The 25513-nt window shown below is 72.1% G+C and carries 25 protein-coding genes; 11 read left to right on the plus strand and 14 right to left on the minus strand.

What is annotated here, in order from left to right; all coding sequences use genetic code 11:
• Positions 1-102 precede the first annotated feature (102 nt).
• The 3 genes from rlmN to ACQP1N_RS10740 all read left to right on the plus strand — a co-directional run bounded on the left by rlmN (position 103) and on the right by ACQP1N_RS10740 (position 2708).
• Positions 103-1248: a 23S rRNA (adenine(2503)-C(2))-methyltransferase RlmN gene (gene rlmN, locus ACQP1N_RS10730; RefSeq protein WP_433230812.1), complete on the plus strand. Its 1146-nt coding sequence runs from the start codon at positions 103-105 to the stop codon at positions 1246-1248.
• Between the two features lie 64 nt (positions 1249-1312).
• Positions 1313-1816 (plus strand): DivIVA domain-containing protein, encoded by a 504-nt coding sequence (locus ACQP1N_RS10735; RefSeq protein ID WP_433230815.1) that lies wholly within the window; start codon positions 1313-1315, stop codon positions 1814-1816.
• 64 nt (positions 1817-1880) lie between these two features.
• Complete coding sequence (locus ACQP1N_RS10740; RefSeq protein ID WP_433230818.1) at positions 1881-2708, plus strand: YwqG family protein; 828 nt, start codon at positions 1881-1883, stop codon at positions 2706-2708.
• 44 nt (positions 2709-2752) lie between these two features.
• Here the strand turns inward: ACQP1N_RS10740 and ACQP1N_RS10745 are convergent, their stop codons facing one another.
• Both ACQP1N_RS10745 and ACQP1N_RS10750 read right to left on the minus strand, forming a co-directional pair.
• Positions 2753-3442 carry a hypothetical protein gene (locus ACQP1N_RS10745; protein ID WP_433230820.1) on the minus strand — a complete coding sequence of 230 codons (690 nt, stop codon included), beginning with the start codon at positions 3440-3442 and terminating at the stop codon, positions 2753-2755.
• On the minus strand, positions 3439-4155 hold the full coding sequence (locus ACQP1N_RS10750; RefSeq protein WP_067799395.1) for an ATP-binding cassette domain-containing protein: 717 nt from the start codon (positions 4153-4155) through the stop codon (positions 3439-3441). Before ACQP1N_RS10750 ends, ACQP1N_RS10745 begins: the two co-directional genes overlap by 4 nt.
• A gap of 301 nt (positions 4156-4456) precedes the next feature.
• On the opposite strand from ACQP1N_RS10750, the gene ACQP1N_RS10755 reads away from it, so the two are divergent.
• Positions 4457-4894, plus strand: a complete 438-nt coding sequence (locus tag ACQP1N_RS10755; protein ID WP_433230823.1) for an HIT family protein — start codon at positions 4457-4459, stop codon at positions 4892-4894.
• Here ACQP1N_RS10755 and ACQP1N_RS10760 read toward each other — a convergent pair.
• From ACQP1N_RS10760 to ACQP1N_RS10770, 3 genes are all read right to left on the minus strand, one after another.
• On the minus strand, positions 4889-5218 hold the full coding sequence (locus ACQP1N_RS10760; protein ID WP_433230826.1) for an NUDIX hydrolase: 330 nt from the start codon (positions 5216-5218) through the stop codon (positions 4889-4891). The two genes, ACQP1N_RS10755 and ACQP1N_RS10760, sit on opposite strands and share 6 nt — an antisense overlap.
• A 182-nt stretch (positions 5219-5400) precedes the next feature.
• Complete coding sequence (locus ACQP1N_RS10765; protein WP_067799403.1) at positions 5401-5649, minus strand: DUF1778 domain-containing protein; 249 nt, start codon at positions 5647-5649, stop codon at positions 5401-5403.
• A gap of 95 nt (positions 5650-5744) precedes the next feature.
• Complete coding sequence (locus ACQP1N_RS10770; RefSeq protein ID WP_067799410.1) at positions 5745-6206, minus strand: Lrp/AsnC family transcriptional regulator; 462 nt, start codon at positions 6204-6206, stop codon at positions 5745-5747.
• A gap of 165 nt (positions 6207-6371) precedes the next feature.
• On the opposite strand from ACQP1N_RS10770, the gene ACQP1N_RS10775 reads away from it, so the two are divergent.
• Genes ACQP1N_RS10775 through ACQP1N_RS10800 form a run of 6 tightly spaced genes read left to right on the plus strand, consistent with a single transcriptional unit; the run spans position 6372 to position 13357 of the window.
• Entirely contained in the window at positions 6372-7805 is a 1434-nt protein-coding gene (locus ACQP1N_RS10775; protein WP_067799413.1) for a gamma-aminobutyraldehyde dehydrogenase, read from the plus strand.
• Between the two features lie 35 nt (positions 7806-7840).
• A complete protein-coding gene (locus tag ACQP1N_RS10780; RefSeq protein ID WP_433230830.1) occupies positions 7841-8992 on the plus strand; it encodes an ABC transporter ATP-binding protein in 1152 nt (383 codons plus the stop codon).
• Positions 8989-10233 carry a polyamine ABC transporter substrate-binding protein gene (locus ACQP1N_RS10785; protein WP_067799419.1) on the plus strand — a complete coding sequence of 415 codons (1245 nt, stop codon included), beginning with the start codon at positions 8989-8991 and terminating at the stop codon, positions 10231-10233. The genes ACQP1N_RS10780 and ACQP1N_RS10785 overlap by 4 nt, the downstream gene beginning before the upstream one ends.
• Positions 10233-11096: an ABC transporter permease gene (locus ACQP1N_RS10790; RefSeq protein ID WP_433230834.1), complete on the plus strand. Its 864-nt coding sequence runs from the start codon at positions 10233-10235 to the stop codon at positions 11094-11096. The genes ACQP1N_RS10785 and ACQP1N_RS10790 overlap by 1 nt, the downstream gene beginning before the upstream one ends.
• Positions 11093-11923, plus strand: coding sequence for an ABC transporter permease (locus ACQP1N_RS10795; RefSeq protein WP_067799427.1), 831 nt, complete (start codon positions 11093-11095; stop codon positions 11921-11923). The genes ACQP1N_RS10790 and ACQP1N_RS10795 overlap by 4 nt, the downstream gene beginning before the upstream one ends.
• Before the next feature lie 21 nt (positions 11924-11944).
• A complete protein-coding gene (locus tag ACQP1N_RS10800; RefSeq protein WP_067799429.1) occupies positions 11945-13357 on the plus strand; it encodes an NAD(P)/FAD-dependent oxidoreductase in 1413 nt (470 codons plus the stop codon).
• Position 13358: 1 nt separating this feature from the next.
• On the opposite strand, the gene ACQP1N_RS10805 is transcribed toward ACQP1N_RS10800, so the two are convergent.
• Complete coding sequence (locus tag ACQP1N_RS10805; RefSeq protein ID WP_306303167.1) at positions 13359-13877, minus strand: PH domain-containing protein; 519 nt, start codon at positions 13875-13877, stop codon at positions 13359-13361.
• Positions 13878-14015: 138 nt separating this feature from the next.
• On the opposite strand from ACQP1N_RS10805, the gene ACQP1N_RS10810 reads away from it, so the two are divergent.
• The gene (locus ACQP1N_RS10810; protein WP_242608721.1) at positions 14016-14591 is read left to right on the plus strand and encodes a hypothetical protein; all 576 of its coding nucleotides are present in this window, start codon (positions 14016-14018) and stop codon (positions 14589-14591) included.
• On the opposite strand, the gene ACQP1N_RS10815 is transcribed toward ACQP1N_RS10810, so the two are convergent.
• The 8 genes from ACQP1N_RS10815 to ACQP1N_RS10850 all read right to left on the minus strand — a co-directional run bounded on the left by ACQP1N_RS10815 (position 14569) and on the right by ACQP1N_RS10850 (position 25357).
• Positions 14569-15756, minus strand: coding sequence for a hypothetical protein (locus ACQP1N_RS10815; protein WP_433230837.1), 1188 nt, complete (start codon positions 15754-15756; stop codon positions 14569-14571). The genes ACQP1N_RS10810 and ACQP1N_RS10815 overlap by 23 nt on opposite strands.
• 175 nt (positions 15757-15931) lie before the next feature.
• Complete coding sequence (locus tag ACQP1N_RS10820; RefSeq protein ID WP_433230840.1) at positions 15932-16783, minus strand: transporter substrate-binding domain-containing protein; 852 nt, start codon at positions 16781-16783, stop codon at positions 15932-15934.
• A complete protein-coding gene (locus ACQP1N_RS10825) occupies positions 16771-18282 on the minus strand; it encodes a hypothetical protein (RefSeq protein ID WP_433230843.1) in 1512 nt (503 codons plus the stop codon). Before ACQP1N_RS10825 ends, ACQP1N_RS10820 begins: the two co-directional genes overlap by 13 nt.
• Complete coding sequence (locus ACQP1N_RS10830; protein ID WP_433230845.1) at positions 18279-19079, minus strand: FHA domain-containing protein; 801 nt, start codon at positions 19077-19079, stop codon at positions 18279-18281. Before ACQP1N_RS10830 ends, ACQP1N_RS10825 begins: the two co-directional genes overlap by 4 nt.
• 2 nt (positions 19080-19081) lie before the next feature.
• Complete coding sequence (locus ACQP1N_RS10835) at positions 19082-20413, minus strand: vWA domain-containing protein (protein ID WP_433230848.1); 1332 nt, start codon at positions 20411-20413, stop codon at positions 19082-19084.
• The gene (locus ACQP1N_RS10840; protein ID WP_242608723.1) at positions 20410-21729 is read right to left on the minus strand and encodes a protein phosphatase 2C domain-containing protein; all 1320 of its coding nucleotides are present in this window, start codon (positions 21727-21729) and stop codon (positions 20410-20412) included. Before ACQP1N_RS10840 ends, ACQP1N_RS10835 begins: the two co-directional genes overlap by 4 nt.
• Positions 21726-24149, minus strand: a complete 2424-nt coding sequence (locus ACQP1N_RS10845) for a tetratricopeptide repeat protein (RefSeq protein WP_433230851.1) — start codon at positions 24147-24149, stop codon at positions 21726-21728. The genes ACQP1N_RS10840 and ACQP1N_RS10845 overlap by 4 nt, the downstream gene beginning before the upstream one ends.
• Positions 24146-25357 carry a hypothetical protein gene (locus tag ACQP1N_RS10850; RefSeq protein ID WP_084263080.1) on the minus strand — a complete coding sequence of 404 codons (1212 nt, stop codon included), beginning with the start codon at positions 25355-25357 and terminating at the stop codon, positions 24146-24148. The genes ACQP1N_RS10845 and ACQP1N_RS10850 overlap by 4 nt, the downstream gene beginning before the upstream one ends.
• Positions 25358-25513: the final 156 nt, after the last annotated feature.

Consider the following 25513-nt stretch of genomic DNA (forward strand, 5'->3'; position numbering starts at 1 on the left):
CGAGACCTTAGTCGCAGACAAGGTCATGTGCAGGAATGTCGCCCTACACGTCGTTCGCGGACGGACGAGGCACCGGCCGGTGTTTGCGACACTGGAAGGACCATGTCTACGACCCCGCCCGACACCAGCGGCACCAGGCCCGCGAAGACCCCGGCGAAACTCGTCTTCGCCGCCCCGAGGCGCGCCAGGCCGCCGAGGCACCTGGCCGACCTCACCACGGCCGAGCGCCGGGAGGCGGTCGCCGAGCTGGGGGAGAAGCCGTTCCGCGCCGACCAGCTGTCCCGGCACTACTTCGCCCGTCTTGTCGACGACCCCGGCAAGATGACCGATCTGCCGGCCGCCGTCCGCGAACGCCTCGTGTCCGAGCTGCTGCCCTCGCTGCTGACGCCCGTGCGCGAACTCGACTGTGACGGCGGGACGACGCTGAAGACCGTCTGGAAGGCGTTCGACGGCGTCCTGTTCGAATCCGTGCTCATGCGCTACCCGGACCGGGCCACGATGTGCGTCTCATCCCAGGCGGGGTGCGGCATGAACTGCCCCTTCTGCGCGACGGGGCAGGCGGGGCTCACCCGTAACCTTTCCACGGCCGAGATCGTCGAGCAGGTCGCCGCGGGCGCGCGCGCACTCGCGCGTGGGCGCATCCCGGGTGGGCCGGGACGCGTCTCGAACATTGTCTTCATGGGCATGGGTGAACCCCTGGCCAACTACAAGGCCGTGATAGGCGCGGTGCGTCGTATCACTGATCCGGCGCCTGCCGGGTTGGGCATCTCCCAGCGGTCGGTCACGGTCTCCACGGTCGGGCTCGTCCCCGCGATCGAGAAGCTCGCCGCTGAGGACATGTCCGTCCGGCTGGCGGTGTCCCTGCACGCGCCCGACGACGAGCTACGGGACGATCTGGTGCCCATCAACAACCGGTGGAAGGTGTCCGAAGTCCTGGACGCGGCGTGGGCCTACGCGGATCGCAGTGGCCGCCGTGTCTCGATCGAATACGCCCTCATCAAGGACATCAACGACCAGGCATGGCGGGCCGATCTTCTCGGCAGGCTCTTGCGCGGGCATCTCGTACACGTCAATCTGATCCCGTTGAATCCGACACCGGGTTCCAAGTGGACCGCCTCCCGGCCCGAGGACGAGCGCGAGTTCGTCCGGCGCCTGGAGGCCCACGGGGTCCCGGTCACGGTGCGCGACACCCGGGGCAGGGAGATCGACGGGGCCTGCGGCCAGCTGGCCGCGTCGACCAGGGACTGAGCGCGCCGCGGACGTGTCCCCGGCGTCCCGCGGGCGCGGGACGCCGCTGAGGAGCACGGTACGGGTGAGGACGAGCGCGCGGTTGCCGGTGGCCTTGCGCGGCTACGACCGGAACCAGGTCGACGCCCTGCTGAAGCGGATCTCGCAGGCGCTGGACGGCGGGCCGCCGGTCTCCGCGGACGAGGTGCGCGCGGCCCGTTTCGACGTCGTCCTGCGCGGCTACGACAACCGCGCGGTGGACGAACTGCTGCGCGAGTGCATCAGGGAACTCCAGGCCAGGGCGCCGATCAGGGAACGTCCCGGACGGCCCCGCGCGCACCCGGCGTGGCTGATCACCTGGATCCAGAACGCCCGGTTCTCCGGGGCCGGCCTGCGCCCCGGCTACGACGTGCGGGACGTGGACGCGTTCCTGGACCGGGTGATCGCCGGCCTGCGCGGCGCGGCCCCGCCCGTGACGGCCCGGGATGTTCGGGAAAGCGCCTTCCGCGTCGTCCGGCTGGGGCCCGGCTACGACGAGCAGGAGGTCGACCGGTTCCTGGTGCAGCTCGCGAGCGCCCTGGAGCACTGACCGGAGTTATCCACAATTTCGGCCGCGGCTGCGTGTGGCCGCCGCGCGAGGTCACGCTACGCGCATGGACAACTTCGTGGCACAGCGGCAGCGGCTCCGCGCCCTGTTCGACGTCTTCCTCACGCCCGAGCTCTCGGCGGTCCTGCTGCCCCTGGCCAGGCCCGCGTTGCGGCCCGGCGCCGGGGACGGGGTCCACGTCCGCCTCGGCGGTACGCCCCTCCTGCCGCCGGGCGAACCCTGGCCCACGTGGGAGGGCCGCTCCCTGGCCTTCCTCGGCGCGATCGACTTCACCGGGCTCGCCCGCTTCGGCGGGATCCCCGGTCTGCCGTCGTCCGGCAATGCCGCCTTCTACTACACCGACGAGATCCCGCGGCCCTGGGGCGACAAGGCCGCACAGCGGAACGGCTGGCGCGTCTTCACCGGCGACCTCCGCGAAACGAGCCCGCCGCCGGGCGCGGCCATCTACCCCCAGGCCGCGCTGAGTGCCACTCCGTTCCTCTCCCTGCCCTCGCCCCAAGAGGCCGTGGTGCGGCGCATGGACACCATCTACAGCGGCCTCCTGCCCGTCTACGAGCAACTGCACGCAGCCTGGACGCGCCACACGTGGCCGGACGACATGCCGGTCCACCAACTGGGCGGATGGCCGACCCTGATCCAGCGTCCGATCGGCCCTGACTGCCTGTACGCGTCAACGGGCCGCACCCTGGACTCCGTCAAGCCGCCATCCCTCACCCCCGAGGAGCAGCGCGCCGTGGAGGAGTGGCGCCTCCTCCTCCAACTCGACTCCGACGACCGCCTCGGCTGGTACTGGGGCGACCCGGGCCGCGTGTACTTCTGCAACCGCCAGGACGACCCCTTGGAACGAGCATGGCTGACCCTGCAAGCCGCCTGATTCTGCAAGCCGCCTGACCGCGCGCCACACCCGCCGCGGTGAGGTCAGGGGCGGCGGTGGGCGGTGGCGACGTAGGCGGCGCCGACGACGGCGGACCAGAGGAGGAGGTGGAGCGCTATCGCGGGGAAGCGGGAGGTGAAGGCCGCCGGGCCGTGGTGGGCCGCACGCAGCCAATCGATCATCGGGACGGAGAGCCAGGCGAGGCGTCCGATGCCGAGGAGAAGAAGCGCGGTGGCCCCGCCGAGGAGAACGAGCAGGGATACGCCCGGATCGGGGATGAGCGCCCGGCTCGTCCAGGCGCCGAGCAGGGTGCCGGGAACGGCGACGAGAGCGTTCAGGGCACAGCCGGCCAGGATCGCTGATCCGGGGCACTCCAACCGGACGGCCTGAAGGAGGGGAACGAGCAATGCGACGGCGCCCAGGGAGAGGTTCGTTCCGTACGCCGCGAGCAGCCCCGCCCAGATGGGAGTGGAACGGTGGCGGACGGCGGTGGCCGTCAGTGCGCGCTGCTCGTCGGGCTGGGTGTCGAGCAGGGCGCGCGCCGCCCAGGCCCACACCGGGAACATGAACGCGGCCGTGTCCGCGAACGTCCGGGCGGCGAGGTCGGCCGCATGCGGTCCGCTCGGCCCCTGCAGGAGGAACAGCGCCACGAACAGCGCCACGATGATCAGCGGCTGCAGGACGCGCAGCGAACCGGCGTAGCCGGCGACCTGAAATCGGACGAGCGCGATCATCGCTTGGGCCTCCGTACCCGGTAGCCGTCCGCGCGGAGCTTGGTCTCCACGGTGTCGGCATGGTCCTCGGGTACCTCGACCTCCAGGACGGTCCAGTCCGTGGCCGCACCGGACGGGAGCCGGGTGACCGTCGCCTCGGCCACACGCAGCCGGTCGACGTCCGGGAGAGCCTCGATGCACCGCTGGTGGTCGCTGACGACCACGGTCGCGCCGTCGCCTGCGAGGTCGGAGATCAGCCCGGGGAGGGCGCCGCGCGTGGCCGCGTCCAGACCTGCGAACGGCTCGTCCAGGACCAGGAGTTCCGGGTCGCCCATGAGGGCCTGCGCGAGCCCGATCTTCTGGGCGCTGCCCTTCGACAACTCGGGGAGCCGCACGTCGAGGAGGTGATCGAAGCCGAGCCGCTCCGCCCATGTGCCGGCCGCGTCCGCCGGCACGCGGCGCATCGCGGCCATGTGCCGCAGATACCCGCGGACGCTGAACGGCTGGTCCACGGGGAAACGCTCAGGCGCGTACCCCACCCGTGCCGGCCGGTCTTTGACGACGCCCGCACGAGGTTTCCGTAAACCTGCGACCATGCGCAGCAAGGTGGACTTCCCGGCGCCGTTACGCCCGGTCACCTCGGTCACGCTGCCGGGATCGAGGGACAGCGTGACGTCCTTGAGCACCCAGGGGTCCGACCGGCGATAACGAAAGGCGACACTCTCAAGCCGCATGAGAACCGCACGATAAGCCCCCGCCCGTAAGGGCGGCGTTAATCGCACTCGCCCCCACCCGCGAGCGTGTGGCGGCCCGCAGGTTTCCTCGGCGGGGGGCCGGTGAACGGCAGGTGGGACGCGAGCGATCCGGCCATCGCCTTGCTGATCTTGGCTGCGGACCGCGATCGACGCCACCGAGCCGGCAAGGCGGCCGCCTCCCTGCTCACCGCCGCTTGACACAGAGAGGTGCCGGAACCCGTACGTCCCCTCAGCGGTGTGCGGGGGCTGCGGGACTGTGCGGGGGCGGGAGAATGAGGGGATGGGTGAGCCGGCGGGCAAGGGCTGCGCATTCTGCGAGATCGTTGCGGGGGAGCGGGCGGCGCATGTCGTGCTGGACGCGCCGGACGCGGTGGCGTTCCTGGATGCGCGGCCGCTGTTCAAGGGCCATACGTTGCTGGTTCCGCGGACGCACTACGAGACGCTGGGCGATCTGCCCGGGGACTTTCTCGGCCCGTTCTTCGGGCACGCCCAGCGGCTCGCGGGGGCGATGGAGTCGGTGCTCGGCGCGGCGGGATCGTTCGTGGCCATGAACAACCGGATCAGCCAGAGCGTCCCGCATCTGCATGTGCACGTGGTGCCGCGCAATCGGAAGGACGGGCTCCGGGGTTTCTTCTGGCCGCGGCACAAGTACGACTCCGACGGGGAGGCGGCCGGGTATGCGGCGCGCCTGTCCGAAGCGGTCGCCGGCCGTTCATGACCCCACCGGGTGCCCGGGGTGTGTCCGCGGCCGTTGCTCATGGCCGGCGAGGACGAGGCCGGGAAGGTGGAGGCCGCTCTCTTCACGCAGTTCGCGGACGGCCGCTTCGAGGGGTGTTTCGCCCGGTTCGATGCGGCCCTCTGGTAGCTCCCACTGGTGGCGGTGGCGGTGGCGGTCGAAGACCAGGAGCAGGTGGTAATCGTGCCAGACGGCGGCGAGGGCCGCGGGCATCGGCGCGTCGAGCGGTGCGGCGGGGGTGTGCGTGGCCGCCGGGAAGCCGAGAAGCGCGTTGCCCTCGTCGTCCTCCGCCAGGGCTTCGCCCATGGACCGGTCCTCCGGTTGCGCGGTGGTGTCCTCCCGCCGAGCCCGCCCGAAGCCACGGGGTGTCCGCGCACCCAATCAGGGTGGCCGGTTCGGATGCCCGTGGTCGGGCGCGCTCGGTGGGAGGCGGGGGATGCTCGGGAGCGTTGGTGGCGGGGCGGGAGACTCCTCGGCCGGTGCGGCGCTCAGGTCAGTGCTATCAGGAGAGCCACGTAGGGAGGTGTCGGGTCGACGTCGGCGGGGGGCGCTTGGCAGGTGGCGTGTTCGTGGAGGTCGCGTTCGGCTCGGTCCAGGGCGGCGGAGAGGACGTAGTCGGTGATCGTCCAGCCGATCAGCTCGGCCGCCTTGCGGATTGCGTGGAACTGGTCCGCGGAGGTGCAGAAGGCGATGTGGTCATCGGTGGCGGGAAGGTCCTGGCGGACCGACTCTGGCATGGCCGGTCTCCTTCCTTGCGGCTCTTAAAAGTACGCCGCGAGGTGTTGCCAGGACATCCCCATTGAGAACGAGAATCGTCGGGTGTGCGGAGGAGTCAGCGGGTCCCCCAGGAGTAGGTCTGTTTGCGCAGCTTGAGGTAGACGAACCCTTCCGTGGAGACGACCCCGGGCACGGCGCGGATACGGCCGAGAAGTTCCAGCAGACGTGCGTCGTCCTCGCAGACCAGCTCGACGAGGATGTCGAACGAGCCGGCCGTGATGACGACGTAGTCGATCTCGGGGAGGCCGGCGAGCTCGTCGGCGATCCTCTCCAGGTCGCCCTCGCACTTGACCCCGATCATCATCTGCCGGAAGAAACCGAGCATGAGCGGGTCGGTGACGCCGACGATCTGCATGACGCCGGCGTCGAGGAGCTTCTGGACGCGCTGGCGGACGGCGGCCTCCGACAGGCCGACGGCCTTGCCGATGGCAGCGTAGGAGCGGCGGCCGTCCTGCTGGAGCTGCTCGATGATGTGCTTCGCGGTCTCGTCGAGCTGGACGCGGGATGCGCGTTCCATGGGCGGTCTCCTAGTTGCGGCATCGAGAGTGGGAGGCGTCTGGACCAAGCGAATCAGTCGTGAAACTGGATCGTAACAACGGAATCACTTGTGTTGGGCTGAATCCTCTGTCAGGGTCGGGCCAACAGGACACAACGGGCGACGTTGCCCAGGAGGGACCTGAGGATGAGCGGCGAGCGGCTGCGCAACTTTATCGGCGGCGAGTACGTGGACGCCAAGGACGGGCGGACGCTGGAGGTGGTCGACCCGAGCACCGGCGAGGCGTACGCGGAGGCGCCCGTGTCCGGCGCCGAGGACGTCGATGCCGCGTTCCGCGCGGCGGCCGACGCGTTCCCCGCTTGGCGCGACGCCACGCCGGGTGAGCGCAGCCTGGCGATGCTGCGGTTCGCGGACGCGGTCGAGGCACGGGCCGAGGACCTGGTGAAGGCCGAGGTCCGCGACACCGGCAAGCCGGTCCAGCTGACCCTGGACGAGGAGGTGCCGCCGATGGTGGACAACCTCCGCTTCTTCGCCGGGGCCTCCCGCGTGCTGGAGGGCAAGGCGACCGGCGAGTACATGGCGGACCACACCTCCTCGATCCGGCGGGAGCCGATCGGGGTGTGTGCGCAGGTGACGCCCTGGAACTACCCGATGATGATGGCGGTCTGGAAGTTCGGGCCGGCGCTGGCGGCGGGCAACACCGTCGTGCTCAAGCCGTCGGAGACGACGCCGGCGAGCACGCTCATGCTGGCGGAGATCGCGGCCGAGGTCCTGCCGCCGGGCGTCTTCAACGTGGTCTGCGGCGACCGCGACACCGGACGCGCGCTGGTGGAGCACCCCACGCCGCAGATGGTGTCGATCACCGGCAGCGTCCGGGCCGGCATGGAGGTCGCCGCGGCGGCGGCCAGGGATCTCAAGCGCGTGCACCTGGAGCTCGGCGGCAAGGCGCCCGTCATCGTCTTCGACGACGCGGACGTCGAGGCGGCGGCGACGGGCATCGCCGAGGCCGGCTACTTCAACGCGGGGCAGGACTGCACCGCCGCCACGCGCGTCCTGGTCGCCGAGCGGCTGCGGGGCGAGTTCACCGAGGCGCTCGTGGAGGCCGCCAAGGGCACCGCCGTCGGGCCGCCGAGCGACGCGGACGCCTTCTACGGGCCGGTGAACAACGAGAACCAGCTCGCGCGCGTCCAGGGGTTCATCGACCGGGCGCCCGGCCACGCGAAGGTCCTGACCGGTGGCGAACGGGTCGGGGACCGCGGCTACTTCTTCGCGCCCACCGTCGTCGGCGGCCTGAAGCAGGACGACGAGATGGTGCAGAACGAGGTGTTCGGGCCGGTCATCACCGTGCAGAGCTTCTCGGACGAGCAGCAGGCCATCGCGTGGGCCAACGGCGTCAAGTACGGCCTCGCCGCGAGCGTGTGGACGCAGAACCACGGCCGCGCCATGCGGATGAGCAAGGCACTGGACTTCGGCGCCGTGTGGGTCAACACCCACATACCCTTCGTGTCCGAAATGCCGCACGGCGGCTTCAAGCACTCCGGCTACGGCAAGGACATGTCGATGTACGGCATCGAGGACTACACCCGCATCAAGCACGTCATGCACTACATCGGCGGCTGACCACCGCCGCCCGAGCCCGTGAAGGAAGACCCGCCATGACCGAGACCCAGCAGGCCCCGGCGCGCGACGACCCGGGTCGCGCAGTTCCCGCCATCGAGCTCACGGGAGTGGAGAAGGCGTATTACGCCCATGGCGAGACCGTGGCCGCGGTCCGCGGTGTCGACCTGGAGATCGGGCAGGGGGAGTTCTTCTCCCTGCTCGGCCCGTCCGGCTGCGGCAAGACGACGACCATGCGCATGATCGCCGGCTTCGAGGAGCCGACGGCGGGCGCCGTCCACTTGCACGGCCAGGACGTCACGGGTGTGTCACCCAACCGGCGCGACGTGAACATGGTGTTCCAGTCGTACGCGCTGTTCCCGCACATGAGCGTCTTCGAGAACGTCGCGTTCGGCCTGCGCCGGCGCGGCGTTCCGAAGGCGGACATCACGCGGCGGGTGGGGGAGATGCTGGACATCGTCGACTTGGCGGGGCGGGAGCGGCGCCGCCCCGCCGAGTTGTCCGGCGGCCAGCAGCAGCGGGTCGCGCTGGCCCGCGCGCTGGTGAACCGGCCGCGCGCCCTGCTGCTGGACGAGCCGCTGGGGGCGCTGGACCTGAAGCTCCGCCAGGCGATGCAGGTCGAGCTGAAACGCATCCAGCGCGAGGTCGGCATCACGTTCGTGTACGTGACGCACGACCAGAGCGAGGCCCTGACCATGTCGGACCGCATCGCCGTCATGAACGACGGGCTGATCGAGCAGCTCGGCACGCCGCGGGAGATCTACGAGCATCCCGCGTCCCGGTTCGTGGCCGGGTTCATCGGGACGTCCAACCTGCTCGACGGCGAGGTCGCCGAGATGGGGCCGGGCACCGCGGTGATCTCCTACGGGCCGGATGGGCGGATCGAGGTCCCGGTGCGCGACGGGGTGAAGGTCGCGGCGGGGCAGCGGCTGGAGCTGACCATCCGCCCGGAGAAGATCGACATCGGGCTGGACAAGCCGGCCGACGGGCTGTGCGCCGTCCGCGGCACCGTGACCGAGGTCGTCTACCTCGGGACGTCGACGAGCTACAACATCACCACCCACACCGGCGCCGATGTCGTGGTCTTCCTGCAGAACGCCACGTCCGCCGATGACATCGCCACCCGCGGCGACAGTGTCTGGCTGTCGTGGGAGCCGCGTCACTCTTACGCCATAGGAGCCCCCCAGTGAGCAGCATCGACCCCGCTTTCCTGCGCGGCCTCACCCGCCCCCGCCTGGCACGTTCCAGTTATGCCCGCAGGGACGTCCTCCGGATGATGGGCGCGGCCGGTGCGGGACTCGCCCTGTCGGCCTGCGGCGTGCAGGGGCAGGGCGGCAAGGAGAAGGTCAGCCAGAGCGACGTCCAGAAATACTGGGCGGGCAAGACGAGGAACGGCCGGCTCAACTGGGCGAACTGGCCGGGCTACATGCAGGACGACCGCGAGACGATCAAGGCGTTCGAGAAGGAGACCGGCATCAGGGTGACCTACAAGGAGGTCATCCAGGAGATGGCGCCGTGGTTCGGCAAGATCCAGGCGCCGCTGGCGGCGGGCCAGTCCATCGGCTTCGACCTGATGATCATGACGAACGGCATCCAGCTGGAGCAGTGCCGCCAGCTCGGCTACCTGGCGCCGCTCGACCTGTCGAAGCTGAGGAACTTCCAGGCGAACGCGGGCGAGGCGTTCAAGAACCCGTCCTACGACCCGGGCAACGCCCACACGATCCCCTACGAGTCGGGCGTGACCGGCATCGCGTACAACACCAAGTACGTCAAGGAGGAGATCACCAGCATCGCCCAGCTCTTCGACCCGAAGTACAAGGGCAAGGTCGGCATGCTGGGCGACTCGCAGGAACTCGGCAACTTCGGGATGTTCCTGCTCGGCATCGACCCGGAGAAGTCGACGAAGGCCGACTGGGAGAAGGCCGCCGAGAAGCTCCGCGAGCAGCGCGACAAGGGCATCGTCCGCAAGTACTACAGCCAGGACTATGTCGATGCCGTCAGCAAGGGCGACGTGTGGCTGACGATGGCGTGGTCCGGTGACGTCTACAGCCTGACGAGCCCGGACGTGAAGTTCGTGGTGCCCAAGGAGGGCGGCACGATCTGGACCGACAACCTGTGCATCCCGAAGACCGCCGAGAACCCGGTGGACGCGCTGACCCTCATGGACTGGCTGTACGTCCCGGAGAACAACGTCCCGCTGACCGAGTTCATCAACTACATGCCGCCGATCCCGTCCACCCAGCGGCTCATCGCGCAGAAGGCGGAGAAGGCCACCGGATCGCAGAAGAGGGACCTGACCCGGCTGAGCACCAGCCCGCTGATCTTCCCGTCCGAGAGCGACCTGGCCCGGCTGCGGCACTACCGGCGGCTCACCCAGGCCGAGGAGCCCGAGTACCAGAAGATCTTCGAACCCATCGCCAAGGGGTCGTGATGGCGCGCGGACGGGGGCGGCTCGCGCCGTACCTCATGATCCTGCCGAGCGGGCTGTGGATGGCGGTGTTCTTCCTCATCCCGATGGTCTTGATGGTGTCCCTGTCGCTGCAGACGGGCAACCTCATCGAGGGGTTCCGGCAGACGTTCCACTGGCAGAACTACACCGACGGGCTGAACACCTACGGCGACAAGTTCGTCCGGTCGCTCTGGTACGGGCTCCTGGCGACGGTCGCGTGCATCGCGCTCGCCTACCCGGCCGCGTACTGGATCGCGTTCCGCGGCGGACGGCACAAGTCGACGTACCTGTTCCTGCTCCTGCTCCCGTACTTCGTGTCGTTCATCCTGCGGACGGTGTCGTGGAAGCTCGTGCTGACCGACAACGGGCCGATCCTCGGGCCGCTGCGCGGCAGCGGGATCCTGCCGAAGGACTTCCACATCCTCGACACCGGCGTCGCGGTGGTGTCCGGGCTCGCCTACAACTTCCTGCCGTTCATGGTGCTGCCGATCTACGTGGCGCTGGAGCGGATCGACCACCGGGTGGTCGAGGCGGCCTACGACCTGTACGCGAGCCGGCTCCAGGCGTTCACGCGGGTGATCCTGCCGCTGTCGCTGCCCGGTGTGTTCGCCGGCGTGATCATGACGTTCGTGCCGGTGTCGTCGGACTACGTCAACGCCGAGGTCCTCGGCGGACCGCAGAACACCATGATCGGCAACGTGATCCAGACCGAGTACTTCAACAACAGCGCCTACCCGATGGCGTCGGCGCTGTCGTTCTCGCTGATGGCGATCCTGCTCGTCGGCATCTTCGCCTACGCGCGCACCCTCGGCACACAGGACGTTCTGGAGGCGGCGGGACGATGACGACGCTCACCACCACGAAGACCCCGGTACGGGGCCGTCCGGCCCGCCCGAAACGCCGGATCTCCGGCCTGCACGCCTACACGCTCGCGCTGATCGCCTGGCTGATCCTGCCCATCGCGATCATGATCCTGTTCGGGTTCAACGACACCCGCAGCAAGCAGAACTTCGAGTGGCAGGGCTTCACGCTCAAGTGGTACGCCCACCTGTTCGACAAGGGCGACCTCACCACCGCGGTGATCAACTCGCTGACGATCGCGCTGCTCAGCACGCTCATCACCACGATCCTCGGGACGTTCGCGGGCCTCGCGCTCGGCCGGTACCGGTTCCGCGGCAAGGGCTCGACGAACCTCGTGCTGTTCATGGCGATCTCCTGCCCGGAGATCGTGATGGGCGCGTCGCTGCTGTCGATGTTCGTCACGTTCAACCTGCCGCGCGGCTACCTGACGATCCTCGTCGCGCACGTGATGTTCTCCATCGCGTTCGTCGCGGTGACCGTCCGGGCCCGCGTCGTCGGCCTCGACCCGGCGGTGGAGGAGGCGGCGCAGGACCTCGGGGCCGGGCCGTGGACCCGGTTCCGCCTGGTCACCCTGCCGATGATTATGCCGGGTGTGGTCGCGGGCGCGCTGCTGGCGTTCGTGCTGTCCATCGACGACTTCATCATCACCAACTTCACCAGCGGCTCCACCATCACGTTCCCGCTGTGGATCTACGGCTCGACCCGGACGGGAACGCCGCCGCAGGTCAACGTGATGGGAACGCTCATCTTCGCGGTCGGCATCGTGATCGCGGTCGTCTCCGCACGGCGCAACATGCGCGCGCCGCGCTGACGACGTCCGCCGGAGGACGACATGGACGTTCAGAAGGCGCTCGCCGACGCCGAGCCGAAGCCGTACTGGCTGCAGGACCCGGCCCGTCCCGGGGCCGGGTCCCCGCTGGAGGGCGCGCGGGAGTGCGACCTCGCCGTCATCGGCGGCGGGTACAGCGGCCTGTGGGCGGCCCTGCTGGCCAAGGAGCGCGACCCGTCGCTGGATGTGATCGTGCTGGAGGCCGGCCGGATCGGCGGTGCCGCGTCCGGCCGCAACGGCGGGTTCTGCGCCGCCAGCCTCACCCACGGGCTGCAGAACGGCATCGGCCGCTGGCCGGACGACATGCACACGCTCGAACGCCTCGGCTGGGACAATCTCCGCGCCATCGGCGACACGCTCACCCGGTACGGCATCGACGCCGAATGGGAACCCACCGGGGAACTGAGCGTCGCCACCGAGGAATGGCAGGTGCCCGCCCTGGAGGAGGCGGCGGAGACGGCGATCGAGCTCGGCTGGGAGCCCGTGCTGCTCGACCGGGACGCCGTCCGCGCCGAGGTCGACTCGCCGACCTACCTCGCCGGCCTCTGGGACCCGGACGCCACCGCGATGGTGCATCCCGCCAAGCTCGCCTGGGGCCTCGCGGACGCCTGCCGTTCCCTCGGCGTCCGCGTCTTCGAGAACACCGGCATCACGGGCCTGCGCTCCGGGATCCGCGGGCTCCACCTGACCGCGCGCCACGGCGCCGTGGTCACCGCCCGGCGGGTGGTCCTCGGGACGGGCGCGTTCCCGCCGCTGCTGAAGCGCCTGCGCGGCTTCGTCGTCCCCGTGTACGACTACGCGCTCATGACCGAACCGCTCACCGCCGCCCAGCGCGAGGCGATCGGCTGGAAGAACCGGCAGGGCATCGGAGACAGCGCCAACCAGTTCCACTACTACCGGCTCACCGCGGACGACCGGATCCTGTGGGGCGGCTACGACGCCATCTACCACTACGGCAACGCGATACGTTCCGACCTGGAACAGCGTCCCGCCACGTTCGGCACCCTCGCCCGGCACTTCTACGAAACGTTCCCCCAGCTCGAAGACGTCCGCTTCACCAACGCCTGGGGCGGTGTCATCGACACGTGCAGCCGCTTCTGCGCGTTCTTCGGGACGGCCTACGACGGCAGGCTCGCGTACGCGGCCGGCTACACCGGCCTTGGCGTCGGAGCCACCCGCTTCGGCGCGGACGTCATGCTCGACCTCCTGCACGTCGGCCTCGCACCTGGTGAGGAGACCGAGCGGACCCGGCTGAAGATGGTGCGGACCAAGCCCGTCCCGTTCCCGCCCGAACCGCTCCGGTACGGCGTGATCGAACTGACCCGGCGCGAGATCGCCCGCGCCGACCGCAACGCCGGCCGCCGCGGCCTCTGGCTTCACACCCTCGACCGCCTCGGCCTCGGCTTCGATTCGTGAGTCAGTCGGGGGAGGCGTCGGTCGTCCCGAAGATCACTGAGGAGATCTCCAGGTAGAGCTGCTCGGGGTACGGCATGAAGTTGATGCTCTGGAGCCACTGCTTCTGGCCCGCGGACTCGGTGCGGAACTCGCCGTAGCCGAGCATCCGGCCGAGCATGGACCGGTTCAGCGCGATGTCGGTGAGCTTGGTCAGCGGCATCATCACGACGTTCCGGTTGAACACGCCGCTGATCACCATGACCCGGTGCTCGGTGACCAGGAAGAACTCCAACGACCAGGCGATGACCTTCCAGACCAGGTAGGCGATGGCGATCAGCCACAGCCACCAGATCCAGGCCGCGCCGGTGACCGCGCTGACCGCGCCGCACACGATGAGCCCGGCGACGACGGCGGAGACCGGCACGAGCAGGACGGCGGGGTGCCGGCGCACCGCGATGACCCGTCCCTCGTAGGCCATCAGGTACTTGTCGACGGTGCGCGACGAGTTGTCGCGGTGAACGATCATGTCCTGCAGATTCACGGCGGCGTCCTCGTCATGATCCGGTTGGTCCCAACGGTAGCCGACGGCGCGCCGGCCGCGCAGGGGGCCGCGTGGTAAGGGCTCTGGGGTCGTAAGGGATCTTGTCGGCGGAAGGCCGGGCGCCCGAAGATGGGCGCCATGGAGTTCGCTCCGGACGTGACGGCGCGCCCCGTCTGGCGGCTGCTGCTGCGGGGCCTCGGCGTGTACCTGCCGGGCTGGGAGATGCCGGCGGGCGTGCTGCACGTCCGGGACACGGCGGCGGCCGGCGGGTTCGGGCCGCCCGCCTACCTGGACGGCGGCGCCGGGTTCGGCATCCAGATCCCGGACCGCCGCCGGGGCCTGGAACCGGACCGGGAGATCTACGTCCGCGGCCGGGAGAACCCGAGCTTCGGCATCGTCGTCGCGGGCCCGGCCGCGGCGATCGGCAGCCGGGTCGTGGACGCCGGCGTGCTGCTGCGGTTCGCGCGCCGGCTGACGTTCGAGGAGCTGTTCGACACCCGCGACGCCGGCTCCGTCCCGTACGCGGTGCGCGGTGCGCGGGCGGTGGAGAACGTGGTGTTCCTCGACCGCGCGGCCGGGATCGGGCTGTGCGCCGAGGTCGACCCGCTCACCCGCGCCGCCGCCTGCCCGCTGTACGTGCGCATGGGAAGCCCGGCGGAGCGGACCGTGCGAACCTACGGGGCGCCCCGCCCTACGGGCCGGCCCAGCCGGTGAGGTCCCACAGCTGATGGGACGGCAGCCGCCGCAGCCGGACGGCCGCGGCGGCCGGATCCCAGAACACCTCGTCACTCTCCAGCTCCAGTGACTGCGCGGCGGTCAGCACGGCGCACAGCAGTTCGCCGCGCGTCCGGACGGCCAGGAGCGGGCCGATCTGCGCGACGGCGCCGGAGCACTCCGCGAGCGTCCGCAGGAGGGCCTTGAGCGCGGCCTCGTCCTCGGGCGGGCGCGCTGGCCTCACCCCGGACGGGACGCCGGGCTCCACCCGGGCCAGGCCGTGCCCGGACCCGCGGGCGCCGCCCCCCGGCAGGTCGGCGCCCGTGGAGATGAGCAGCGCGCTGAACACGCCGGCGAGGTCCTCGCAGGCATGCCCGCCGAGGAAGTAGCGGCGGCGTCCGGGGGAGCCGGGCGCCGGGTCGTCCGCGCCCTCCGCCGTGCGGAACCGGACGTTCAGCCGGTTCACGCGGACGCACCGCTCGTACACCTCGCAGAGGATGTCCTCCAACTGGCCGTCGCGGGTCCAGAGCCGCCCGGCGGCGGTGACGGCGTCGCCGGGCGCGCGGGGACGCCCGGTGAGCGCGGCGGTGACGGTGCCGTTCAGCTCGCCCTCGGTGAACTGCAGCAACTCGGCGACGATGTCCTCGACGTCCTCCAGCGTGCGGGTGAGGGTGCGCTGCAGCTCCAGGATCTGCGTGCCGCCGCGTTCGAGGTCGGCGAGCCGTTCGAGGGCCGCGTCGACCTTCCCGGCGGCCGTGCCGGCGTGCGCGCGGGTGACGGTGCGCACCGACGTCTCGACCTCGCCGAGCTTGCGGCGCAGCGCGGCCAGCGTGATCCGCTGCTGCTCCAGCTCGTGCAGCCGTCCCGCCTGCGCGCGCAGGTGGTCGTCGGCCCGGTGGACGAGGCCCGCCAGCTCCTCGACCTGCCCGGTGTTGCGCCGGAGCCGGTCATCGAGCGCGGGCAGTACGTCCTGCTTGACCCGCGCCAGCTCGGCGGTGAGCCGCTCGCCGACCGTGACCAGGACGTTGTTCTGCTTGGTGACCTGGTCGTTCAGCTCCTCGATCCGCCGGGTGAACGCGTCGGCCTGGTCGCGGCTCTGCTTGCCCGCGTACAGTTCGAGCGCCCCCACCACGACGCACATCACCACCAGGATGACGGTCGTCATGGCACTCCTCGGGGCGTGACGGCGATCGCCGGATCCAGTTTTGATCGCGACCATAACTTGCGATCATGTGCGCCGACCGAAACTTACGTAACCGACTGATCTCAGTGACCGCCCGCTCCCGCCAGCCCCTTCCATGTCATTCCGTAATCGGTTACGTGCTATAAGTCGCGGACTTTCAGACGCAGCCCTCGAATTGCGGGACGGTGGTGGTGAGCTTCAGCCCGGTGTTCCCGAACCACCGCTTCAGCAGTTGCGGCATGGTGCCGTCCTGGTACAGCCCGGTGATCGCCTTGTTCACCGCCTCGCAGCCGTCCACGTCGCTCCTGCGGATGCCGACGCCGTACGGCTCGTCGGTGAAGGAGGCGTTCACGATCGTGAGCTTCCGGCCGTTCGCGGCCGCCTTCCCGGCGAGTCCGGCGAGGATCAGGTCGTCGGTCGAGACCGCGTCCAGCCGGTTCTCGACGAGATCGGTGAGGCAGGCGGAGTAGCCGTCCTCCTCGACCGGCAGCGCGGCGACGCCCTGCTCGTCGTGGATGCGCGGGAACGACACCGAGCCGCGCACCTTGCAGAGCCGCCGGCCCTTCAGGTCGTGGATGCTCCGGATCTTCCCGGCGTCGGACGCGCGGACGAGGACGTCCTGGTGGGCGACGTAGTAGGGGCCCGCGAACGCGACCTTCACCTTGCGTTCGGGGGTGACGGAGTAGCTCGCCACGACGAGGTCGACCTCGCCTTCCTGGAGCATCTTCTCGCGCGTCGCGGAGTACACCCGCTTGAACGCGACGTTCTTCCCTGCGACGCCCAGCCGCCCGGCGATCGCCTTGGCGACGTCGATGTCGAAGCCCTTGTACGGACCGTCGCCCTCGCGTTCGCCGACGCCCGGCTGGTCGGCGTTGACGCCGATGACCAGCCGATCCTTCGTCGCGACGGAGGTCTCGCCGGCGTCGGCGAGGCCGCACGCCGCGGCCGGGCCGAGCATGGTGAGCGCGGCGGCGGCGGCCGCGGTGCGCCGCGCCCTCACTTCGACCACCGGTACTCCGCCAGGCGGGGCCGCACCCCGGCGAGCACGAGCAGGGCGATGGCGGCGCCCGCGGCCGGCAGGACGGCGTACCAGCCGCTCGTCCCGCCGTCCCCGTCCCGCACGGCGTCGTCGAACGCCTTCCGGTGGATGCCGATCAGTGCCTGCAGCGACCGGTCGTACCGTGTGAAGTCCGCGCCCGCGGCGCCGCGGGCGGCCACGGCCTGATCCCGCTGCCCGCCCTTGACGAGGTCTCTCATCCGCCGGTCGTTCGCCTGGACCTTCCGGTAATCGCGCAGGACGCCGTTCATGACGTTCACCAGCTGTGCTTTCTGCTCGGCCGACTCCGCCGGGCGGTTGGCCTCGGTGCCGAGGAAGCCGAGGAACGGCGCCCGTCCGGGCTCGAACGACAGATCCTTCTGCACGGCCGCGTTGTACTGGGTCAGGTTGCCCGCCTTCAGATAAAGGACGGTCTGGGATTTGCTCAGATACACCTGCTCGTAGGCGTCGGCTCGCCCGGGGTCGAGCAGGAACCGGGTCTCGTCCGCGTTCGCGCTGTTGCTGATGGCGCGCGTCCGGGAAAGCGCGAGGATCGAGTCGAAGCCCTCTTCCTTGGCCTTGCGCAGATGGCCGGCCTGGCCGGACAGCATGAGGGTGCCCGCGCCCACCAGGACGAGCGTGCCGATCGTGGCCAGCGCCAGTGGCACGTTCAGCAGCCGGCGGAAGCGCTTCGCGAGGTACAGCTGGAATCCGGCCAGGGTCGCCAGCAGCGCCACGCCCGCGACCAGGACGCCCGTGCGGCCCATGAGGACGGCCGACCGCCTGTCCTCGTAGGTGTGCCGGACGAGGGTCCCGTTGTCGAGCGTCAGGTTGTACGCCTTGGGCAGCAGGTCCAGCTTCATCAGGTCGGCCGCCTGCCGGTAGAGCTCGGTGACCTGCTGCGACGGCGGACCGGACGGGTGCGGGGACTGCCGGTCCAGCAGGAGGGCCTGCCCGGCGAGGCGCTCGTAGCGGCCCAGGGCGTCCAGCAGGTCCCGGGCCGTGTTGTTCTCCGTCGTCTCATCGGCGAGCTTGGCGGCCTTGAGCAGCGCGTCCCCGGCCTTGCGCCGGTTGTCGTCGTAGCGGGCGACGGCCTGATCGCGTCCGCCGCCCGGTGCGTCGCCGATGAGCAGCGCGTTGGCGAGCTGCGCGTCCATGTCGGAGAGCTGGAAGTACAGGTCGCCGGTGGCGACGACCTGCGGGCCCGCGTCGTGCCCGATGACCCGCACGCCCTCGCGGGCGTTCGCGACCGCCGCCCAGCCGATGCCGAGCAGCACCACGAGCAGGACGAGCGACAGCGCGGTCAGCGCCCGGACGCGGGCCGCGACCGTGCGGGGCAGCAACCGCGCGACGCCTGCCGGCGGTTTCTCGGGCGCATGCCGGAGCCGCCCGGCGGAGCCGCGGCGGGCGGGCGGCGCCTGCGTCGCAGGGGCGGGCGGGCCCGCCGGGGGAGACTGCTGAACGGCGGTCATGTCGCCTCGCCTCGGATGAGCGTGATGGTGGTCCAGGCGCCCACGTGGATCCGGTCGCCGTCAGAGACCGGGACCTCCACGTTGTACGGGATGGGTTCGGTGGACCCGTTCAGGCAGGTCCGGTTGGTGGAGCCGGGGTCGACCAGCGTCCAGGTGCCGTCCGGCTTGCCCAGCAGCACCGCGTGGACGTGCGAGACGCCGGGATCCTCGGGCGGTTCGCGCAGATCGATCTCGGGCGGGGACGGCTGCGCCGAACTGCGCCGCCCGATCCGCACCTCCCGCCCGGTCAGCGGGATCCGGCGCTCGGGCGCGTACGGGGGGAACGAGAGCGCCGCCGAGTCGGGCCCCTCCTCGGCGATGACCGTGGCGAAGTACTCGCGGTCGGCCGTCACCACCGCCGTCCAGGCCGTGCCGGGAACGGGCGGGGAAGGGACGGGCGGCGCCGGAACCGGGGGCGCCGGCGCGGGATCCGGCGGCGTGGGAACCGGCGGGCCGGGCACCGGAGGGGCCGGTACGGGCGGCGCGGGCCGCGGATCGGAGGGCGCCCGGTCCCCCGCCGGCGCCGTCCGCGGTGTCGGCTTGCCGCCGCCGGTCGCGAAGTCGTAGCCGCAGGCCTCACAGAACCGGTCGGTGCCGGGCGTCCCGCAGTCCGGGCAGGGCCGGGCGGCACCGCCGGACGGGGCCTGGAGCCCGGCCGTGCCCGGCGGCCCGGCCGCAGGGGCGTCGCCGATGCGCTCGCCGCAGACGTCGCAGTAGTCCGCCGCCTGCGAGGCGTGTCCGTTGGGGCAGCTCGCCATGCTCAGCCCTCGCCCCTCCGCGTGGTCACGGTCTCGTCCTTGCGGGTCCGGACCGTCTTGCTGGAGCGGGTGTCCAGCTCCATCTCGGCGGCCTTGTCGATGTCGCGCTTCAGCCGGACGGTCCCGGTCGCCGGGTCGATGACGTCCACGACCCGGCGCAGCATCGCGGTGATCGCGTCGTTGCCGGCCTCGTCGGCGAGCACCACGGCCCGGCCGAGCCGCGCCGTCGCGGTGTCGAGGTCGCCGTCCTTGCGGGCCTGCAACCCCTCCTGGATGACGGCGGCCAGTTCCGCCTGCCCGGTGTAGTGCGCCACCCGCGCGTTGATCTGGGTGGACCGCGCCTCGTCGTCCGTCCACTGGGCGAGCACGTTCCCGGTCGCGAGGACCTTCGCCTCCTCACCCGGCCCGCCCGGCACGACCAGCTTCACCCACGCGGCGCGCAGTTCCTTGCCCACCGGACCCGGCGGCACGTCCACGCAGATGTGGTAGTCACGGCTCTCGGCGCCCCACGCGCCCAGCGGGTAGTCGCCCGCCTGCGGCGCCGACTCCACGCGCTTGCCGGTCAGATCCTCCACCGACGGCATCACCTGCTTGACGAACCGCAGCGTCGCGGTCTGCGGCGTCCACACCCGCAGCGCGACGTCGGCGACGGACTTGCCCATCGCCGCCTCCGTCATCGCCTGGAAGTCGGCGACGAGGCCGGCCGGGTCGGCGACGATGTCGACACCGCCCAGCATCGCCGAGGCGACCTTGCGCAGTTCGGCCACCTCCCAGTCGGTGCCGACGCCGCGGCAGTCGCACACGAAGCGGCCGCCGCACTCCGCCAGCGCGGCGTCCAGTTCCTCGGGCGTCTCATGCTGGTTCTTGCCGTCGGTCAGCAGGATCGCGTGCCGGATACCGCCCTGGACCGTGTCGAAGAGCCGGTTCGCCAGCCGCAGCCACGACCCGATCGCGGTGCCGCCGGCCGCCTTCAGCCCGCTCAGCGCGTGCTTGGCCGCCGCGCGGGTCTCCGGCGACGCCGCGACCAGCCCCTGATGCCGGGGAAAGACCATCGTGGCGGTGTTGGACCCGGAGACGACGGCGAACTCCACACCGTCCCGCAGCGTGTCGATCGCGACCTGGGCGGCTGCCACCGCCGCGCGCAGCTTGGTCTCCGGATAGGACATCGAGCCCGAGGTGTCGATGATGATCACCTCGGATGCCCGGGTGGTGGACGGGACCGCCGCGCCGCCCGCCGCGGTCGCCTCGACGGACACGATGGCGTGCACCTCGCGTCCGCCCTCGGGCAGGAACCGATTCTGGTCGATCTTGATGGTGAACTGCGGCTCGCTCATCGGGGCTGCTCCGTGCTCTGCGGGATGTCGCGGCTCTGGGCGGGGAGACGGGGAACGGACGAGGCGGGGGACGGGAGGGGGATCACGGCGACGGTGATGTTGTCGCGGCCGCCCGCGTCCAGGGCGTGCCGCACCAGCGCCCGGGCCGCGCCGAGCGGGTCGGCCGCCGGGTCGGGCCCGGTCCCGGCGCCGCCCGGACCGCCGGCCAGCAGCGCCGCCAGGTCGCCGGCCGCCGGGAAGTAGTTCCACAGGCCGTCGCTGCAGACCAGCAGCGTGCCGGGGCCCGCGGGCCGGAACGTCGCGACGTGCGGGCGGACCTCCCCGGCGTCCACGCCCAGCCACGCGGTGATGACGTGCGCGTTCGGGTGCGCCTCCGCCTCCGCCTCGGTCAGCGAGCCCTCGGCGACCATGAACGCGGCCCACGAGTCGTCCTCGGTGAGCCGGCGGGACGGGCCCAGCTCGGCCATGTCGCCGGTGCTGACCTCGGCGGCGCCCGCGCCGGTCTCGTCGGCCGCCGGGCCCGATGCCCCGTTCTCGCCGGGGCCGGCCGCGCCGTCCGCGGACAGCCAGTAGGCGCGGCTGTCGCCGACCCAGCCGACGGTGACGGCCCCGCCGCGCGTCACCGCGGACACGTACGTGCACGACGGTGCGTCGGACGGGGACGTGGCCAGCGCGGCGACGGCCGCCGCCGCCGCCAGCGCGGCGTGCCGGGTGGCGTCCTCGGGGTCCTCACCGGCGTCGAGCCGCGCCGCCAGCTCGGCGGCGCCGACGTCGGCGGCCGCGCGGGACGCCTGCTCGGGACGCTGCGACGATCCGACGCCGTCGGACACCACGGCCGCGATCCCGGTGGCGTGGGCGGTGAGGGCGAGCGCGTCCTCGTTGCGGCTGTAGCGGCGGCCGCGGTCGCTGGCGCCCGCCGCCACCACCGGCCGGCCGCCGGCACCGCCGGGGGCGGGCAGCTCGATCTCGACGTGGTCGCGTTCGGCGGGCTGGCGCAGCCCGCAGCGCTCGCAGTAGCCGTCCGCGTCGATCGCGGCCCCGCCACAGCCGGTGCACGGCCGCGCCGCCGCCCGCTGCCGCGCGGACGGCGGCTCCTGCTCGATCGCCTCGTCCGGGCGGCCCGCCCCGGACGAGGCCGCGGACGGCGCGTCGGTGAGGCGGTGCCCGCACTCCTCGCAGAAGACCTCCTCCGGGTACACGAGCTCGCCGCAGGCGGGACAGGAGAGTTCGGCCGCCTTGATGTGATCGGCGGTGGTGCGGTCGGCGGCCGCCTGGTCGGTTCCGGCGTGGTCGGTGCCGGTCTGGTCGTCGGTCACAGCAGCGTCCTCGGGCGTACGGCGTTGGCGGAGTCGACGAGCCGGCGGCACTCGTCCCGGTCACGGGTGCGGCGCGCCAGCTCCCGGTACGTCGCCTCCAGCAGGCGGCGCAGCGAGGTCTCGGTGAGCGGCGCGCCGAGCAGCGACCCGCCCTGCGTGCCGCCCGCCGCGGCGGACCCGCCGAGGAGCCAGTCGAGCGCGGCCTCCAGCACCTCGGCGGCGAGCCGGTCGCGGCGCTCGGCGTCCAGGTCCAGGGCGGCGAGCCGGTCACCGGCGGCGACCAGCTCGGCGGCCGTCAGTTCCGCGGGCGGACGGCCGCGCACCGCGGTCGCCACCGCCGCCACCTGCGCGGGCACGTACCGGATGGAGATCTTCGGCACCGAGTCGAGCGCGGCGACGGCCGCGCCCCGGTCACCCGCCGCGAGATGCACACGGGCCAGGCCGAACGCCGCGTTGATGTAGTTCTGGTCGGTGCGCCACACCGTCTCGTACAGGCGGATCGCCTCGGCCGGCGCCGTGGACTCCCGGCAGTAGGCGAGCCCCAGCCTGGGCGCCGGCTCGCCGGGCAGCAGCCCGTACAGCCGGTCGAAGAGCGGCTCGGCGTCGGCCACGCGGCCCCGCGCCAGCAGTGCGACCGCGCGGTACCAGCCGATCCGCCAGTCGCCGGGACGTTCGGTGGCGAGCTCGTCGAGCAGCCGGTCCACCTCCTCGGCCGCGCCCAGCTCGATCTTGATGCGGGCGAGCGCCAGCCGGACCTCCGGGGTGCGCGCCGGCGCGCTCGCCGCCGCCTCCGCGGCCTGCGCGGGCTCCAGCGCGGACAGCCCGGACACGAACCCGGCGGCGGGGTCGGTGCCGTCCACCAGCGGCACCGGCAGCGCCGCCGCGGCCGCCTCCGGCGGGACGGGCGGCAGCGCCTGCTCGCCGGCCGCCTCGCCCGTCCGCGTGGTGAACCGCTCCGGGCCGAACAGCCCGGACGGGGCGGGACGCGGCGTGCCGTCCCCGGCGGCGAGCACCTCGCGCAGCACGCCGGTGAGCTGCTCGGCCATCTCCGCCGCGTCCTGGAACCGCTGCGCCGGGTCACGGTGCGTCGCGCGGCGCAGGAACCGGTCGTAGGACTCGAACCGCCGCAGGACCGGGACGTCCGAGCGCGGCGGCAGCGAGTCGACGAACGTCCTGGTGTAGCCGCGGAACGGGAAGCTCAGCACGGCCAGCGCGCGGCCGACCGTGTACAGGTCGGAGGAGACGGACGGCCCGTCGGCGGCGATCTCCGGCGCCTGGTAGCCGACCGTGCCGTAGATGGCGCCGTCGGGGTCGGCCAGCCGGCGGACGCCGCCGAGGTCGATCAGCCGCAGCTGCTCCTCGGACTGGATCACGTTGTCCGGCTTGAAGTCGCAGTACACCAGGCCCTGCGCGTGCAGGTACTCGAACGCCCGCAGCACCTCCAGCCCGTAGGCGATGGCCTGCGCGAGCGGCAGGTGCTTCTCGCCGGGCGGCTGCGGCTGGCGGAGCAGGATGTCCTTCAGCGACTCCCCGCCGACGTACTCCATGACGATGTAGCCGTCGCCGCCGTGCTGGACGAAGTTGTAGATCTTGACGATGTTGGGGTGCTCGACCTCGGCGAGGTAGGCGCGCTCGGCCGCCGCCGCGGCCATGGCGTCGGCGTCCCCGCTGTCCAGCAGGCCCTTCAGCACCACCCAGCGATCGCTGACGTTGCGGTCCTTGGCCAGGTAGATCCAGCCGAGGCCGCCGTGGGCGAGGCAGCCCAGCACGCCGTACTGCCCGCCGACCAGGTCGCCCGGGCTGAGCTTCGGGGTGAAGGAGAACCGGGCACCGCACTTGGGGCAGAAGCCCTCGGTCCGGCCGGGCCGGTCGCCGCGGCCCCGGCCGACGGGCTCGCCGCAACTGCTGCAGAACCGCTTGGCCTCGGCGACCTGCGGGTCGCTCATCACCGCGCCGGCGGGGTCCCGGTAGGGGACGCGCGGCACCTCGACCAGACCGGCGCCGAGCATGCCGCGGCGGCCGGACGAGCGCGACGACCCGGTGCGGGTGCTGCCCGTCCGGGTGCTGCCGGTCGTGGCGGCCGACGCGACGCGGGAGGTGTGCGCGGGCGGCGAGCCGCAGACGTCGCAGTAGCCGTCCATGACCGTCCCGGGGCAGCCGGCCTGCCCGCATCCGTCGTCCGGCTGCTCGGCGGGCGGACGCGGCGCCGGCACGCCCGGCGCGGTGCCCGGTGCGATGCTCGCCGGGGGGCTGCCGCAGATGTCGCAGTAGCCGTCCGAGATCGTCCCGCCGCAGCCCGGCTGCATGCACGCGTCAGGCGCGGACGGTGCCGCGGTACCGGGCGAGGCTGCCACGCCGCATAGGACGCAGTAGCCGCCGTCGACGGTTCCGCCGCAGCCCGGCTCGGCGCACTGGCTCATCGTTCCGCTCCCTTCGTCCGCGACATGATGGCCCGCTGGTACTCCGACAGCGTCACGGTCGCGCGCCGCAGGTCGCAAGGGGAGGTCCACAGCAGCTCGCGGGCCTGCTCGTAGATCCGGGCCAGTTCGGCGTCCTCGGCGTGGCCGAGCCGGGCGGCCTTCACCCGGTAGGCCGCCAGCCGGCCGCGCAGTTCCTCGCGGCGGTCCAGCAGCCCGCGGATCACGCCCGCGGTCTCGCGGGCCTGCTCCAGCGCCGTGGCGGCGGCGCGTTCCAGGCCGGCGACCCGTTCGGCCAGATCGTGCCAGCCGCGGCGCGCCGGCGCGCCGGCCCCGCCGACCGCGGCGAGCCGGTCGGCGAGACTCGCCGACCGCTCGGGCAGCTCGGGCAGCACCGGGGAGGCGATCTTGGCGAGCACCTCGTCCCGGACCGCGCGGGCCTCCGCCTCCGCCTCGCGCAGCAGGTCCAGGACGGCGCCGACACCGCGGATCCTGTCGGCGAACCCGTCGCGCAGCCGCTCCGCCTCCGCCAGCCGCCGGCGCACCCCGGCGAGGCCGGTGAGGACCGCGTCCAGCCGCGCGGTGTCGGCACGGCCGTCCCGCGCGAGGGCCAGCGGGTCGCCGCGCACGGCGGCCGCGACGGCCTCCAGCTCGTCGCGGAGACGTTCGAACTCCGGGTCCGTCCCGCCGAGGGATTCGAGCAGTTCCCCGGCGGCCCGCCGCTCGGCCTCCACCTCCGCGAGCCGGGACAGCAGCGTCGACCAGACCGTGTCCAGTGCCGCGACCGACCGGGCGACCCCCTCGTACAGCGCCGTCATCCGGTCGACCGCCGCCCGCAGCGTGAGCCGCTCGCCGGACGGGACGGCCAGCAGCGTCCGCCGCTCCAGCGGGACCTCGGTGACGGGCAGCTCCACCGACGGGCCGGTGAGCAGCCGGGTCAGCTCCACGAGCTGCGCCTGCCCGGGCCTGGGGTGGCGGGCCCGCAGGCCGGCGGCCGCGTCGACCGCGCGCCCGTACAGGTCGAACAGCGTCCAGAGGGACGTCGTGCGGGACCGCACGTCGGACTGTACGCGCCGCGTCTCCCCATCGAGTACCGCTCCGTCCAGTAACTGGTACCCCTGGTGGGCCTCCAGTTCGAGCAGCGCGCCGCCGATGCGCTCCTTCTCGTCCTGGAGCCGTGCCAGCGCCCGGTCGGCCTCCTCACGGCTCATCGGGGGGCCGCCCACGCGCGCGTCACTCAACGCCGGTCCACGCTTGGCCCATGTCCGCCCCTGATTCCCCCGGATGGAGCACGTTTCGGGGCCTCAGTGTTCCGCATGCACGGCCGCCTTCTCAACCGCGGAGCGATCACCGGTCCCCGGCGTCCG

Source organism: Actinomadura formosensis (genome assembly GCF_050948385.1).
GTDB classification, from domain to species: Bacteria; Actinomycetota; Actinomycetes; order Streptosporangiales; family Streptosporangiaceae; genus Spirillospora; species Spirillospora formosensis.